Origin of the sequence: Glutamicibacter nicotianae (genome assembly GCF_002797775.1) — a bacterium.
Taxonomy (GTDB): domain Bacteria; phylum Actinomycetota; class Actinomycetes; order Actinomycetales; family Micrococcaceae; genus Glutamicibacter; species Glutamicibacter nicotianae.
In genome coordinates, this window is the sequence record NZ_PGEY01000001.1 from 1,275,118 (window position 1) to 1,288,636 (window position 13,519).

At 63.6% G+C, this 13,519-nt stretch carries 12 protein-coding genes; 3 read left to right on the top strand and 9 right to left on the bottom strand.

Translation table 11 applies throughout. The features are described 5' to 3' along the window. Positions 1-102: 102 nt before the first annotated feature. From nrdE to ATK23_RS05855, 6 genes are all read right to left on the bottom strand, one after another. The gene (gene nrdE / locus ATK23_RS05830; RefSeq protein ID WP_038991232.1) at positions 103-2,241 is read right to left on the bottom strand and encodes a class 1b ribonucleoside-diphosphate reductase subunit alpha; all 2,139 of its coding nucleotides are present in this window, start codon (positions 2,239-2,241) and stop codon (positions 103-105) included. After that, on the bottom strand, positions 2,238-2,723 hold the full coding sequence (gene nrdI / locus ATK23_RS05835) for a class Ib ribonucleoside-diphosphate reductase assembly flavoprotein NrdI (RefSeq protein ID WP_038991233.1): 486 nt from the start codon (positions 2,721-2,723) through the stop codon (positions 2,238-2,240). Before nrdI ends, nrdE begins: the two co-directional genes overlap by 4 nt. A gap of 43 nt (positions 2,724-2,766) precedes the next feature. Continuing rightward, the gene (gene nrdH / locus ATK23_RS05840; RefSeq protein ID WP_013349130.1) at positions 2,767-2,997 is read right to left on the bottom strand and encodes a glutaredoxin-like protein NrdH; all 231 of its coding nucleotides are present in this window, start codon (positions 2,995-2,997) and stop codon (positions 2,767-2,769) included. A gap of 512 nt (positions 2,998-3,509) precedes the next feature. Continuing rightward, the gene (locus ATK23_RS05845) at positions 3,510-4,247 is read right to left on the bottom strand and encodes a YggS family pyridoxal phosphate-dependent enzyme (RefSeq protein WP_066138526.1); all 738 of its coding nucleotides are present in this window, start codon (positions 4,245-4,247) and stop codon (positions 3,510-3,512) included. A gap of 74 nt (positions 4,248-4,321) precedes the next feature. Then, complete coding sequence (gene poxB / locus ATK23_RS05850) at positions 4,322-6,046, bottom strand: ubiquinone-dependent pyruvate dehydrogenase (protein WP_066138527.1); 1,725 nt, start codon at positions 6,044-6,046, stop codon at positions 4,322-4,324. A 160-nt stretch (positions 6,047-6,206) separates the two neighbouring features. Further along, positions 6,207-6,968: a YggS family pyridoxal phosphate-dependent enzyme gene (locus tag ATK23_RS05855; protein ID WP_066138528.1), complete on the bottom strand. Its 762-nt coding sequence runs from the start codon at positions 6,966-6,968 to the stop codon at positions 6,207-6,209. Positions 6,969-7,087: 119 nt separating this feature from the next. On the opposite strand from ATK23_RS05855, the gene ATK23_RS05860 reads away from it, so the two are divergent. After that, positions 7,088-7,444, top strand: coding sequence for a cupin domain-containing protein (locus ATK23_RS05860; RefSeq protein ID WP_038991241.1), 357 nt, complete (start codon positions 7,088-7,090; stop codon positions 7,442-7,444). Here the strand turns inward: ATK23_RS05860 and ATK23_RS05865 are convergent. After that, positions 7,441-8,502 (bottom strand): PLP-dependent cysteine synthase family protein, encoded by a 1,062-nt coding sequence (locus ATK23_RS05865; RefSeq protein WP_066138529.1) that lies wholly within the window; start codon positions 8,500-8,502, stop codon positions 7,441-7,443. The genes ATK23_RS05860 and ATK23_RS05865 overlap by 4 nt on opposite strands. A gap of 59 nt (positions 8,503-8,561) precedes the next feature. On the opposite strand from ATK23_RS05865, the gene ATK23_RS05870 reads away from it, so the two are divergent. Further along, positions 8,562-9,344, top strand: coding sequence for a TspO-related membrane protein (locus tag ATK23_RS05870; protein WP_157066323.1), 783 nt, complete (start codon positions 8,562-8,564; stop codon positions 9,342-9,344). A gap of 116 nt (positions 9,345-9,460) precedes the next feature. Beyond that, entirely contained in the window at positions 9,461-9,808 is a 348-nt protein-coding gene (locus ATK23_RS05875; protein ID WP_066138531.1) for a hypothetical protein, read from the top strand. A 67-nt stretch (positions 9,809-9,875) separates the two neighbouring features. On the opposite strand, the gene ATK23_RS05880 is transcribed toward ATK23_RS05875, so the two are convergent. Further along, positions 9,876-12,428, bottom strand: a complete 2,553-nt coding sequence (locus tag ATK23_RS05880) for an esterase-like activity of phytase family protein (RefSeq protein ID WP_066138532.1) — start codon at positions 12,426-12,428, stop codon at positions 9,876-9,878. Positions 12,429-12,579: 151 nt separating this feature from the next. Continuing rightward, a complete protein-coding gene (locus ATK23_RS05885) occupies positions 12,580-13,482 on the bottom strand; it encodes a hypothetical protein (protein ID WP_066138533.1) in 903 nt (300 codons plus the stop codon). Positions 13,483-13,519: the final 37 nt, after the last annotated feature.

The window sequence follows — 13,519 nt, forward strand, 5'->3', positions numbered from 1 at the left end:
ATCTGAAGTGGTTTTGATGTGCAACAGCTGCCGCTGGACGGAGCCCTGCGGCAGCTGTTGCGTGATGCCATGGACCGGCCAACCGGTCAATGGCTCAAGGTTTTACAGTGCGCAGGAGACGCAACCTTCAACCTCGGTGCCTTCCAGCGCGAGCTGGCGCAGGCGGATGTAGTACAGGCTTTTGATACCCTTGCGCCATGCGTAGATCTGGGCCTTGTTGATGTCACGAGTAGTGACGGTGTCCTTGAAGAACAAGGTCAGCGACAAGCCCTGGTCGACGTGCTGGGTTGCAGCGGCGTAGGTGTCAATGATCTTCTCGTAGCCGATTTCGTAAGCGTCTTCGTAGAAGTCGATGTTCTCGTTGTTCATGTAAGGAGCCGGGTAGTAAACGCGGCCGATCTTACCTTCCTTGCGGATTTCGATCTTCGCTGCGACCGGGTGGATCGAGGAGGTCGAGTTGTTGATGTACGAGATCGAACCGGTTGGAGGAACTGCCTGGAGGTTCTGGTTGTAGATGCCGTGCTCCATAACCGAAGCCTTCAGGGCCTTCCAGTCTTCCTGGGTAGGAATGTGCATGCCCTCGAACAGTTCGCGGACACGCTCAGTAGCTGGTGCCCATTCCTGCTCGGTGTACTTGTCGAAGAACTCGCCGGAGGCATACTTCGAGTTCTCGAAGTTGTCGAAGGTCTCGCCGCGCTCCATCGCGATCTTGTTCGAAGCAGTCAGCGCGTGGAACAGGATCGTGTAGAAGTAGATGTTCGTGAAGTCGATGCCTTCTTCGGAGCCATAGTAGATGTGCTCGCGAGCGAGGAAGCCATGCAGGTTCATCTGGCCCAGGCCAATGGCGTGCGACTTGCGGTTGCCATCGGCAATCGAAGGAACCGAAGCGATGTCCGACATGTCCGAAACGGCGCTCAGCGCACGGATGGCGATCTCTACCGAGGTAGCCAGATCCTTGCCGTCCATGGCCTTGGCGATGTTCATCGAACCGAGGTTGCAGGAAATGTCCTTGCCGACGGTCTTGTAGCTCAAGTCGTCAGCGAATTCCGAAGCGGAAGAAACCTGGAGGATTTCCGAGCACAGGTTGGACATGGTGATGCGGCCGGCAATTGGATTTGCCTTGTTCACGGTGTCCTCGAACATGATGTACGGGTAACCGGACTCGAACTGGATCTCGGCCAGAGTCTGGAAGAACTCGCGGGCGTTGATCTTGGTCTTCTTGATGCGCGCATCGTCGACCATGTCGTAGTACTTCTCGGTGACGGAGATTTCGCTGAACGGCTGGCCGTAGACGCGCTCTACGTCGTACGGGCTGAACAGGTACATGTCTTCGTTCTTGCGCGCCAGTTCGAAGGTGACATCCGGAATGACAACACCCAGGGACAGGGTCTTGATGCGGATCTTCTCATCAGCGTTTTCGCGCTTGGTATCCAAGAAGCGGTAGATATCCGGGTGGTGCGCGTTCAAGTAGACGGCACCGGCGCCCTGGCGTGCACCGAGCTGGTTCGCGTAGGAGAAGGAATCTTCAAGAAGCTTCATGACCGGGATGACACCGGAAGACTGGTTCTCGATCTGCTTGATCGGGGCACCATGCTCACGCAGGTTGGTCAGCGACAGGGCAACACCACCGCCGCGCTTGGACAGCTGCAGCGACGAGTTCACCGCGCGGGCGATGGACTCCATGTTGTCTTCGATGCGAAGCAGGAAGCAGGAGACCAGTTCGCCGCGCTGCGCCTTGCCGGCATTCAGGAAGGTTGGGGTAGCGGGCTGGAAGCGGCCTTCGATGATCTCGTCGACCAGATGCCGGGCCAGCTTCTCGTCGCCGCGTGCCAGGTGCAGGGCCACCATGCAGACGCGGTCTTCATAGCGTTCCAGGTAGCGCTTTCCGTCGAAGGTCTTCAAAGTGTACGAAGTGTAGAACTTGAAGGCGCCCAAGAAGGTTTCGAAGCGGAACTTCTTGCCGAAGGCGTGCTTGAACAGATCCCGGATGAAGTTCATCGAGTACTGGTCGAGGGTTTCGCGTTCGTAGTACTCGTGCTTGACGAGGTATTCAAGCTTCTCGTCCAGATCGTGGAAGAACACGGTGTTGTTGTTCACGTGATCCAAGAAATACTGGCGAGCCGCATAGCGGTCTACCTCGAACTGGATCTTTCCATCTGGACCGTAGAGGTTCAGCATGGCGTTCAAGTCGTTGTAGCTCAAGCCCTGGAACTGGGCTGGGAGCTCCTTTGAGCTCTTCATCGTTGCTGCCGGTTCTGCGACGCTGGTGTCCAAAAGGTTTCAAGCCCTTCTTTGACGTTGAGAACGTCTTCTGAGGTTCCCATAATTTCGAATGTATAAAGCACGGGTACGTTGCATTTCTCGGCAATGCGCTTGGCCGCAATACAGTAGTACTCGCCGAAGTTTGTATTCCCCGCACCGATCACGCCGCGAAGATTCGCCCGGTTCACTTCATGCCGCAGGAACTTCATGATCTGCGGCATGATCGAACGCTTGCCACGCTCTCCGCCATAAGTGGGTATGAGCAGCACGTAGGGGGCTGTCGAGATCAGCTGCGGTTCGGTCGCGTAGACCGGAATCCTCGCGGCATCCATCTCGAGTTTCTCCACGAAACGCTTCGTGTTCTCCGAAACTGATGAGAAGTAAATCAGGTTCGAAGCGGTGAATTCCAGCGGTTCCTGGTCCTCAGCATTTTGCCTGTCGGCAAGTGCTGCAGGTGCCATTATTTTTTCGCCTCCACTAGAAGTTAGCGGATGGAGTTCTGAATTAGTTGGCTGGTGCCAGCAACTCGATCTTGTCTGGGCGGAAACCCGACCAGTGATCGTCATCGGTGATTACGACAGGTGCCTGCATGTAGCCCAAGCCACGAACGTGCTCCAAGGCTGCCGCATCCTGAGAGATGTCTACCTTGTTGTACTCGACACCCTTCTTATCCAGCGCGCGGTAAGTAGCGTTGCACTGAACGCAGGAAGGCTTCGTGTAAACCGTGATGGCCATGTCCCTGATCCCCTTTGGAAAGTCTATTTTCGGCTAGGTTCCCGGATTTTCGGAAAGTACCTAGCCATCCTCTCGGATGCCTCGAAACCACTGCTTCGAGGTGCTTCTGGTGCGAGCCGCACCAACGGGTTCAATACTACATCTTGTGTTTGGCCGGTCAAGCGGCCACAACATGATGTATTACAAGTATGTCATTCATCCACGAGGACGTCCACAGGATCTGTGGATATTAACCCCGGTTTAAACCGCGATTTCTTGCGGACCCGGGTCCTTTGTCCACAGGTTGGCAGAACTCGATTGTGGGTTAAAAATTCTTCTGTGAGATGTTCGTCGGCGTGTTTCGCTTCCCCTATCTAGTTCCTGGTGCACAACGTGCACCACAAGATGTAGTGTCCGCCTCTGAACCGACAGTTTGGGCGTCGCACGACCGAATGTGGAGAACGCGAAACAGGGGCAGCTGAGGAATATCAGCTGCCCCTGGTCGCGAAGCCCGGAAACGATTCAGGGGTTCTTTAGGCCGGGTAGGTCCGGGCACCGAAGATTCCCTGGCCCACGCGCACAACGGTGGCTCCTTCGGCGATGGCCAGCTCGTAGTCGCCGCTCATGCCCATGGACAGGTGCTGGAAGCTGTCAGGAGCAACCTGCTGCAATTGGTCACGGGTCTCGCGCAGCAGCGAGAAGCTGCCGCGGATGGATGCTTCATCGGTGGTATTCGCCGCCATGGTCATCAGGCCCACCGGCTTCAATCGGTCCAGCGGCGCCAAACCGGCAAGCAACCCGGCTGCCTCACCAGCCTGGATACCGGATTTGCTTTCCTCCCCGGAGGTATTGACCTGGATGAAGACCTCCAGCGTCCGATCTTCGAGCTCCAGTCGGCGTTGCAAGGTCTCGGCGAGTTTCAGCGAGTCCAGCGCATGGAATTCATCAGCGAACTTCGCCACGAACTTCGCCTTGTTCGTCTGCAGCGGACCAATGATCGCATAGCGCAGGTGCGGGAACTTCTCGCAGAAATGCTCGTACTTGCCCTGCGCCTCTTGGACCTTGTTCTCCCCCAGCGTGTCCACACCGGCGGCGATCGCCAAGGCCAAGCGGTCGGTATCGATGGTCTTGGTCACCGGAAGCAGCCGGACCGAGCCGGCGTCCCGGCCCGCAGCCGTTGCCGCCGCGGCGATCTTCTGGTTGACAGTTGCCAGGTTGCGGGTGAAATCCTCGATGGTGGCCGCATGCAGAGCGGCAGGTTGCGAAGCCAAAGCGCCAACTTTCTGATGTCACAAACGTGTTGCTGGTGCCAAGGGCACCAGCAACAAGCATAGGCACAAATCCGCTAGAACAGTTGGCGCCAGTTGGTTTTCGCCAGATCCAGCAGCTCGTCGCCGCGTCCGGAGAGCACGGTCCTCAGGGCATACAAGGCAAAGCCCTTGGCCTGCTCGAGCTTGATTTCCGGCGGCATCGACATCTCCTGGCGGTCGGTCGCCACATCCAGCAGCGCCGGACCGTCATGAGCCAGGAATTCTTCCACCGTGGCTTCGAGCTGCGCCGAATCATCCACCCGGTAGCCCTTGAGCCCGGAGGCGGTGGCCACGGCCCCGAAGTCGGGATTGTGCAGATCGGTGGCGTAGGTGACGAACCCGGCGGCCTTCATCTCCAGTTCCACGAAATTCAGCGAGGAGTTGTTGAACACCACGATCTTGACCGGCAGCTTGTTCTGCGTGGCAGTGAGCAGCTCGCCGAGCATCATGGCCAATCCGCCATCCCCGGCGAAGGCGATCACCTGGCGCTGCCGGTCTATTGCCTGGGCGCCCAGTGCGTGGCACAGCGCGTTGGCCATGGAACCGTGGTTGAAGGAGCCGAGCACCCGGCGCTTGCCGGTCATCGACAGGTAGCGGGCCGCCCAGATCACCGGGGAACCCACGTCGGCGGTGAAAATCGCATCTTCATCTGCGTGCTGGTCAATCAGCCGGGCCAAATACTGCGGGTGGATTGCGGCGCCGGGCTTGGAGGGCGTCGCCAGCTCGTCGAGCTTCGTACGGGTCTTGCGGTAGTGCTCCACCGCGGCCTCCAGGTGCTTGCGGTGGGTCTGCACCGGGAGCACGGCGGCCAGTGCCGCGGCCGTGTCCTTCACCGTGCCGACCAGCGGGATGTCCACCCGGGTGCGCTTGCCGATCTGCTCGCCGCGGATATCCACCTGGATGATGGTCGCATCCTGCGGGTAGAACTGCTGGTAGGGGAAATCTGTGCCCAGCATCAGCAGCACATCGCATTCGGCGATCGCCTTGGCACCCGAAGCGAAGCCCAGCAGGCCGGTCATGCCCACATCGTACGGGTTGTCGTATTCGATATGCTCCTTGCCGCGCATGGCATGCACGATCGGCGCAGCGAGCTTTCCTGCCAGCTCGATCACTTCTCCATGGGCGCCGGCCACACCTGCGCCGGCGAGAATGGTGACCTTGCGCGAGCTTTCGAGGACCTCTGCGGCGCGCTCGAGCTCCTCTTCATTGGGCAGCACCCGCGGATTGGTCTTGATGATTTTCTGCGTGGGCGTGCGTTCCATCTCCGCCAGCGCCACATCGCCGGAAATCACCAGCACCGCCACACCGCGCTTCTCGATAGCCTCGCGCATCGCAATGCGCAGCATCCGGGGCATCTGCTTCGGATCGGAAACCTGTTCGGCATAGACGGAGCATTCGCGGAAGACTTCGACCGGGTGGGTCTCCTGGAAATAGTTGGAGCCGATCTCCCCGGTAGGGATGTGCGCGGCGATCGCCAGTACCGGGACGCGCGAGCGGTTCGCGTCGTACAGCCCGTTGATCAAGTGCAGGTTGCCCGGTCCGCACGAGCCGACGCAGACGGTCAGCTCGCCGGTGATTTCCGCCTCCGCCGCTGCCGCGAAGGCGGCGGCTTCCTCATGGCGGTGGTGGACCCATTCGATCCGCCCGTTCTCCCGCAGGGAATCGGTCAAGCCGTTCAGGGAATCGCCCGGGATGCCGTAGATGCGGCGCACTCCCTGTGTATCGAGCTGTTCAATCAGGTGGTCGGCTACGGTAGGCAAAACATTCCTCCTGCACACAATGTTCCAGTGGGTCTGCTCTTCACCCTACTGCGCCGACCGGCTGCTGTCATGGGCATACGCCGCAATTTCAAGTTCTTCCCAGCACACCGGCCTGTGACAGGACGAACAAGCGCAGACCGGCCTCCCACGCCGCCGGAAACTAGCCGGCGAACCCTGGCCAATAGTGCGAATCAGGCAAGGCCCGTGCACCGAATAGGCCCTGGCCCACGCGCACCACCGTGGCTCCTTCGGCAATGGCCAGCTCGAAGTCCCCGCTCATCCCCATGGACAGCTCTTCCACGCTGCCCAGATTCAATTGGCGAAGCTCTTCGCGCACGGCAACCAGCTTCCGGAAGCAGGCGCGGACCAGTTCCTGCTGTGGCGAGAACACCGCCAAGGTCATCAATCCCTTAACCTGCAGCCGCTCGAAGCCCTGCAACTGCCTGAGGAATTCCGGAGCCTGGCCAGGTTCCAGCCCGAACTTGGATTCTTCTGACGACGTGTTCACCTGGATGAACACTTCAAGGGTGCGGTCCTCGATCTCCAGCCGGCGCTCCAACGCCTGTGCCTGGCGCAGATTATCCAGGGCCTGGAACTCGTCGGCGAACCGGGCCACGTACTTGGCCTTGTTGGTTTGCAGGTGCCCGATCACCGAGTACTTCAGCTGCGGCAGGTCCGCCAGCGCCTGGGATTTCTCCCACGCTTCCTGCACCTTGTTCTCCCCCAGCCAGTGGACCCCGGCCGCGATCGCCAGGCGCAGCCGTTCAGCCGGGACCGTCTTGGTAACCGGCAGCAGCCGCACGCTGCCCGCCGCCCGACCGGCCTTGGCCTCCGCCGCGGCAATCCGCGCGCGGATGGAGGCCAGGTTCGCTGCGAAATCCGCTTGGGTGCTCGCGTGACGAGCCGCTGGACTTTCAGTCATCTTCCCTCCTTAGCTCTCATCCTAGGCACATTTCGCCTGCGTCCGCACCTGCCGCCACTCCGGCGCCCTGCGGGATTGGCTAGGCTGGAAGCAGCAGCACAGCACTTCAAGGAGAGACAATGCCCGAACCGCGCCGCATGGCCAACACCACCGAACTGGCCGCCGGAAAATCCAACGGAGCGATCTGGAAGCTGGAACCCGAGCAGCGCGACCTGGACGCCAACGTCATCTCCCTGGCCCCGGGCGAGGAGATCGGGCAGCACCAGGGCCCGGAGCTCGACGTGCTGCTGCACGTCTTTGCAGGTTCCGGGGTGCTGCGCACCGCCAGCGGATCCATCGAGCTGGCCATCGGCGACATCATCTACCTGCCCGCCCGCTCCCAGCGGCAGTTCGTGGCAGGCGACGCCGGCTTGGGCTACTTCTCGGTGCACCAGCGCAAGCACAAGGCCGGGCTGATGCCCAGCCTGCGCAGCTAGTCCCAGGCTCCCGTTTCGAGGAAGCGCTCGAGCTGCGCTTGATAGGGCGCCAGGTCCAGGCCCTGCCCGGCCACCCAGTCGGGGTTGTAGTAGGTCTTCGCGTAGCGCTCGCCGGAGTCGCAGATCAGCGTCACCACCGAGCCCTGCTCGCCGCGCTGCAGCATCTGCGCGATGATCGTAAAGGCCGCATAGAGGTTGGTTCCGGTGGAACCGCCGGCGAAATAGCGGGTCTTGGCGCGCAGGAAGTGCATGGCGGCCAGCGAGGCGGCGTCGGGCACCTGCACCATGCGGTCGATCACCCCGGGGACGAAGCTCGGCTCCACGCTGGGCCGGCCGATCCCCTCGATGCGCGATCCGCGGCCCGTGGCGTAGCCCAGGTCCCCGGTGCGCCAGCCCTCATAGAACGACGAGCCTTCCGGGTCGCCCACGCAGATCCGGGTCTCATGCCGCTTGTAGCGCGCATAGCGCCCGAACGTGGCGCTGGTGCCGCCGGTCCCGGCGCCGACGACGATCCAGCTGGGAATCGGATGCGCTTCGGCAGCCATCTGCGCGTACACCGACTCGGCGATGTTGTTGTTCCCACGCCAGTCGGTGGCCCGCTCGGCATAGGTGAACTGGTCCAGGTAGTAGCCGCCGGTGCCGGCGGCCAGCTCGCGGGCCGCCGCGTCGACCTCTCCGGCCGCGTCCACCAGGTGGCAGCGGCCGCCGTAGAACTCGATGAGCTCGATCTTCTCCGCGCTGGTGGACCTGGGCACCACCGCAATGAACTCCAGCCCCAGCATCCGCGCGAAGTAGGCTTCGGAGACCGCGGTGGACCCGCTGGAGGCTTCCACCAGCGTGGTGCCTTCGGAGATCTTCCCGTTGACCAGCCCGTAGAGGATCAGCGAGCGGGCCAGCCGGTGCTTGAGCGAGCCGGTGGGGTGCACCGACTCGTCCTTCAGGTAGAGCTCGATCCCCCAGCGGCCGGGGAGCTCGAAGCGATGCAGGTGGGTGTCGGCGCTGCGGTTCGCGTCAGCGTCGAGCAGGGAAATGGCACGTCGTACCCAAGGCTCAGTCATGCTTCCACTCTAGCCGTGGCGAACCGTTTTGGTCCCCGGGCCGTGGTACGTTCGGAATCGTGAAGACAAGGCTGGTTACCGTGGGCTATGCGGCCGCCATCCTGCTCGGCTTGGGCTGGGCGGCATGGGCGGTGCTTTCGGCCGCCGGGCTGGAAGATCTCGCCGGCGGCTGGCTGGGCCAGGATGCCACCGTCGCCTCCGTTCCGCGCATCGGGCAGCTGCCCTGGTTCGGGCTGATGGCCGCCGTGGCGTTCTACGCGATCTGGCAGTGCCTGCCACAAGAACGCACCGGGCTGCACCACCGGCTGCGGCCCTGGGTGCTCGGCGCCGTGCTGTGCAATGCGCTGTGGGTGGCATTCCTGGAGCGCGACCGCATCGGCGTCTCGCTGGCCTTCGGCCTGCTCCTGCTGGCTCTGCTGATCCGCATTGTGGTAATGATCGGCAGGACCGCGGCGCTGCGGCAGGTGGACCGGTGGATCACCCGCGCCAGCTTCGGTTTGTTCGCCGGGTGGCTCTCGGTGATCGTGCTGGCCGAAACCGTCGCCGTCACCGCGTACTCCGGCGCAGACGCCGGCTCGCTGATGTTCAAGGGCGCCTGCGCCCTAGCGGTGCTGCTGCTGGCGCTGTTCCTCAGCGCGGTCAGCTTCAAGAACCCGATGGGGATCTACCTGAACGCCGGTGCGCTGTGGGTGATCGGCTGGATCATCGCCGACCGCTATACCGGGCAGTCCACCTCGCCGGGGTTCGCGACGGTGCTCTCGGTCGCCGCGATCCTGATGCTGCTGTGCCTGTTCAGCGCACTGCGCACCCGGATTCGCGCGCTGCGCCGGCCCTCCCAGTAAGTTCCCAGTTCGCAGTGAGCGCAACGGCGCGTCCTTGAGCGCCAACCTCCGGCTGGCTAGGCTGGAACTGAGACCTCAAGGTCTACCCGACTCCAGGTCCACCAGAGAGGAACAACATGTCGAAAACTGCCAAGAGCTTGAAGCAAGTTGAGAAGTCGCTGGCGAAACTCGCCAAGACCGCCAAGGAAGAGCTGCCCAAGGAAATCCGCGGCAGCTGGAACGAGGCCGTCGCCGGCGTCAACACCGATGCCATCAGCAAGGCCGGCGCAAACCTGATCGAGAGTGTCGGCGGGAACTCCAAGGCCGCCAAGCGGGCTCGCGCCTCCGTGGAGAACGCCGTGCAGGCGGCCCAGAAGAGCCTCTCCGCCCCGGAGAAGAAGTCCGGCAAGGGCGGCAAGTTCCTGCTCATCTCGCTGGTCATCGCCGCCGTGGCAGCGGTCGTGATCTCGCAGAAGAAGAACTAGCTTTAATCCGCGAAGGCGTGGCACCCGTGCAGGTGCCACGCCTTCGCTGTGCCCGGGGACCCTCCGGCTACTTGGCGCGGGCCCGTGAGCTCTTGATCGCCGCCGCCGCGCCGAGCAGCGCCATCACCGCGCCCACCGGGATCAGCCAGAAGCTGTTGGCGCCGGTGTCGGCGAGGTTTTCTCCGGCTTCAGGCTCGGCTGGCCGCGACTGCTGCGGCGCATCCGTAGGCGCCTGGGGCTGTCCGGATTCCCGCTGCGGGGACTGCGATGGGCTCGCCGTTGGTTCCGCGACCGGAGCTTCGCTCTGTTCCTCGCTTGGCTGCTCACCCGGCTGCTGGCTTGGCTCGTCGCTCGGTTCCGTGCTCGGTTCCGGGCCGGCCAGGTCGAACACCTCATCGGCCGCACCCAGGTGCGCGAACACGGTCTCGCCGGTGGCGTCGTCCACCGCATCGTTGTCGGTCACCACGTAGACCTCGCCATCGGCAACGGCCAGGCCCTCGAGCTTCTCCTGGGTCCATCCGCTGGTTTCCTGCAGCGCCGGCAGCACATCGGCCGCCAGGGTCTTCTGCACCAGCGGCATCTCCCCGGCCGCCGCGTCCGGAAGCCGCACCTGGTAGATCTTCTTGTGCGCGGCGTCAGGCCCCGCCTGGTTGTCGCGCTCGATCACCGCGTAGGAGCCATCGGGCAGGGCGGTGATTTCCGACAAGCCGTTCCAGGCGCCGTCCGCGGCCGCTTCCAGCTGGTAGCCGTACCAGCTGAACTCGCCGGTGGCCGGCAGGTACTTGCCCAGGCGGACGTAATCCTCTCCGGGCAGCTCGCGCTGCACCGCGAACACCACTTCTTCCTTTTCGCCTGAGCCGGTGGCGGCGATGCCTTCCAGCCCGTGCTTGCCCAGCACCGCCAATTCAGGCAGCGCGATCTCCTCCTGCACCACGCCTTCCGCGTCGATGCGCACCAGCAGGTTCTCCGCCCCGCTTTCCCCTTCATGGGCTGCCCAGAATCCGCCGTCGGCGCGGGCGGCAAGGCCTTCCAGGTCCAGTTCGACACTGGCCTCGGTGACCTCCATCGAGGATTCGACGGTGGCCGGGGTTCCGGCTTCCAGGGTGTAGATGCGCGGCTGGTACGCGTTGTCGCTGACCGCGAAGAGCTGCGAGGCATCGGCCGGGTTGGCCGACAGCCCGCTGAGCGCGCCGAACGGCACCGGATCGGCCGGGTCCGAGGACAGCTGCGGGAATTGCGGCGCGGCGGCACCGAAGCTGAACAGGTTCAGCGCCGAACGCACCCCGTTCTCGGCCTCGTCGGTTTCCGAGGAGACGGCGAGCAGCTCGCGGCCCGGGATCGGCAGGATGCCTTCCGGCCCGTTGGTGGTGGGCAGTGTCTGCACGTACTTCGGCGCGCGCGGATCGCTCATGTCGTAGACCGCGACGAAGTTCCCGCGTTCGGAGGCGACGAAGGCGTAGTCGGTGCCCTGGTATTCGCCGATGGCCAGGCCCTCCGGTTCGGTGCCCTTCTTCCCTGCCCGGCTTTCGGGGAAGAGCCCCTGGGACAGCGCGAGATGCTCGAAGCTGCTGCCGGCATCCCACACCGGTTCGCCGGTGCTCGAATCGAAGACGGTGAAACCGCGGCTGCCGCCCTTCCAGTCGCCCTCGTTCGCGGTGGCCAGGTAGCGGTCCTGGATCCAGCCAATGGCATCCGGTTCGCGTGGCACCCCCAGCAGCGAGCCTGCGGGGTCGAGTTTTCCGTCCTCGTCGGTATCGATGCCTTCCAGGTCCACGGTGCCGGCGCTGAAGGCCTTGGTGATGGTGCCGCTCGGCAGGTCGATCAGCACGATGCCGTTGTTTTCCTGGAGGGAGACCGCCGCCTGGTTGCGCGCGTTGATGCTCACGTATTCGGGTTCCGGATCCTGCGGGGTGTCCAGCCCTGCCTGCGCCAGCTCATCCAGCGCTTCGGGGTTCTCGCGCGTTCCGCCGGCCAGCGGCACCTCGCGCAGAGACCAGTCCGCCGGGGGCTCGCCGATCGTGTCGAGGATCGCCACCGAACCGGCAGGGGCCTGCGGCAGCCCTCCGTCGCCGGCATCCTCGTCGCGTTCGTTCTCGATGGCGATCGCCGCATAGGCGCCGTCGGCGGACAGCGCAATGGAATCGGGCTGGCCCGGCAACGCGATGCTGTGCACCAGCGTGCGGTCGGCAATGCGCACCACGTCCACGCGGCCCGAGGGATCGCTGTAGCTGGTGGAGGTGTTGACGACCACCATCACGTACTCGCCGAAGGCGGCGACGCTGGTCGGCTCGTCCTGGGCGCTGCCCAGCTGGTGCAGCGGCAGGGTGCCCAGGCCCACCGGCTTCGCGGCGTCGGAAATGTCGACGAAGCCGATCTGGCGCGAGAGCGCGTCGGTGTAGATCAGCGTCTGCCCATCGGCCGAGACGGTGGAGATTTCCGCGGCGGTCTGCGCCGCGGCGCCCTCGGGATGGTTCTGGTGCACCGGGTAGGTGGCGGTGCGCTCGAAATAGCTTCCGCTCTCCGCGTTGGCCCCTGCGGCCAGTGCCAGCGGTGCGAGGCCCCCGGCCCCCAATGCCAGCGCGGCAAGGATGCCCGCTGACCTCTGTGCGGTTCGATTCACGTCGGTAGTCCCCCGAAAATTGCTTGGCGTTTGCTAGAGATGACCTCCCAAGATTCGCAAGCCTTTGAGGCCGGCAGGCGAACACCAGGTGACGCCCGGGTGTACGATGGACGTCGCTTTCGACGCAACTGATCCAGCAGGCAGGCGGCCGCTAGGCCCAGGGCGTGAACTCGCCAGTTCGGGCCAACCGGTCGCCCAAGGGACCGATAACCGCAAAAGCATCCTGCCCACCGAATCCGTGGACCGTGTCGCGCTGGATCAGTGTGGTGCCATCGGCCAGCTCGATGCTCATCGCAAGGACCATGCTGGCGCCGGTTGCCTGCCGCTGTTCTTCAAGGCGCCCGGCGGCGACCGCTTCCACGATCTGCGCCAGCTGCCCGATCGATGCCGCATCAGCTGGCCAGGTCCACTCCGCGCCGGCCACGGTGAGCACCAGCTGCGTGGGGACATCGCTGAAATCCAGCCGCCAGTGCACTTCGGCGGCGCCGGCGGCCCGCGGCAGCATCGAGATCTGGCCTAGGCTATCGGAGCGCACCTGGGCCAAGTGGCCGTAGCGCTTCGCCAGTTCCTCAGCGAGTTCACGCAAGTGGACGCTTGCGCTGCTGAGCTCGAACTGCGCGCGAGCGGCGTCTTCGCGCGCTGAGGGATCCGACGGGCAGTCCAATTGCGGATCCCAGTCGCAGATCTGAGGCAGCTGGTTTGGGTCGAGAAGTTCCAGGGTGACGTGGATGAGATCGTGATTGAAGTCCGTGCCCGCAGGGACGCTGGTGGTCGGGGTGATCCTGGCCGGTTCCCCGGAGGGCTGCAGCACTCCGGGATCGCCGATGGCCGGCTCGTAGTGGTGGTCGATGTAATGGATGTCCGCCTCTATGCCGTGAACCGGACTCACCGGCACCCCGGATTCGCTGAACGTGTCGTGGTCATTCAGCTCGTAGACCACGGTGCCATCGGGGTAGCGCAGCCGAGCGACCGCCCAGCGGATCTTCTCGCCCACTGCGAAGCCCGGATGGCAGCAGGCATGAAGCGCGCCGGAGATGTCCAATTCGATCTGCATGGCACTACGCTAGCCCAGCGCGGGTTGCCGCGGCGGG

What these genes read in the sequence shown, in the direction of transcription:
- nrdE (WP_038991232.1), bottom strand. Translation starts at nt 2,241, where the DNA reads ATGAAGAGCTCAAAGGAGCTCCCAGCCCAGTTCCAGGGCTTGAGCTAC.
- nrdI (WP_038991233.1), bottom strand. Translation starts at nt 2,723, where the DNA reads ATGGCACCTGCAGCACTTGCCGACAGGCAAAATGCTGAGGACCAGGAA.
- nrdH (WP_013349130.1), bottom strand. Translation starts at nt 2,997, where the DNA reads ATGGCCATCACGGTTTACACGAAGCCTTCCTGCGTTCAGTGCAACGCT.
- ATK23_RS05855 (WP_066138528.1), bottom strand. Translation starts at nt 6,968, where the DNA reads ATGACTGAAAGTCCAGCGGCTCGTCACGCGAGCACCCAAGCGGATTTC.
- ATK23_RS05860 (WP_038991241.1), top strand. Translation starts at nt 7,088, where the DNA reads ATGCCCGAACCGCGCCGCATGGCCAACACCACCGAACTGGCCGCCGGA.
- ATK23_RS05865 (WP_066138529.1), bottom strand. Translation starts at nt 8,502, where the DNA reads ATGACTGAGCCTTGGGTACGACGTGCCATTTCCCTGCTCGACGCTGAC.
- ATK23_RS05875 (WP_066138531.1), top strand. Translation starts at nt 9,461, where the DNA reads ATGTCGAAAACTGCCAAGAGCTTGAAGCAAGTTGAGAAGTCGCTGGCG.
- ATK23_RS05885 (WP_066138533.1), bottom strand. Translation starts at nt 13,482, where the DNA reads ATGCAGATCGAATTGGACATCTCCGGCGCGCTTCATGCCTGCTGCCAT.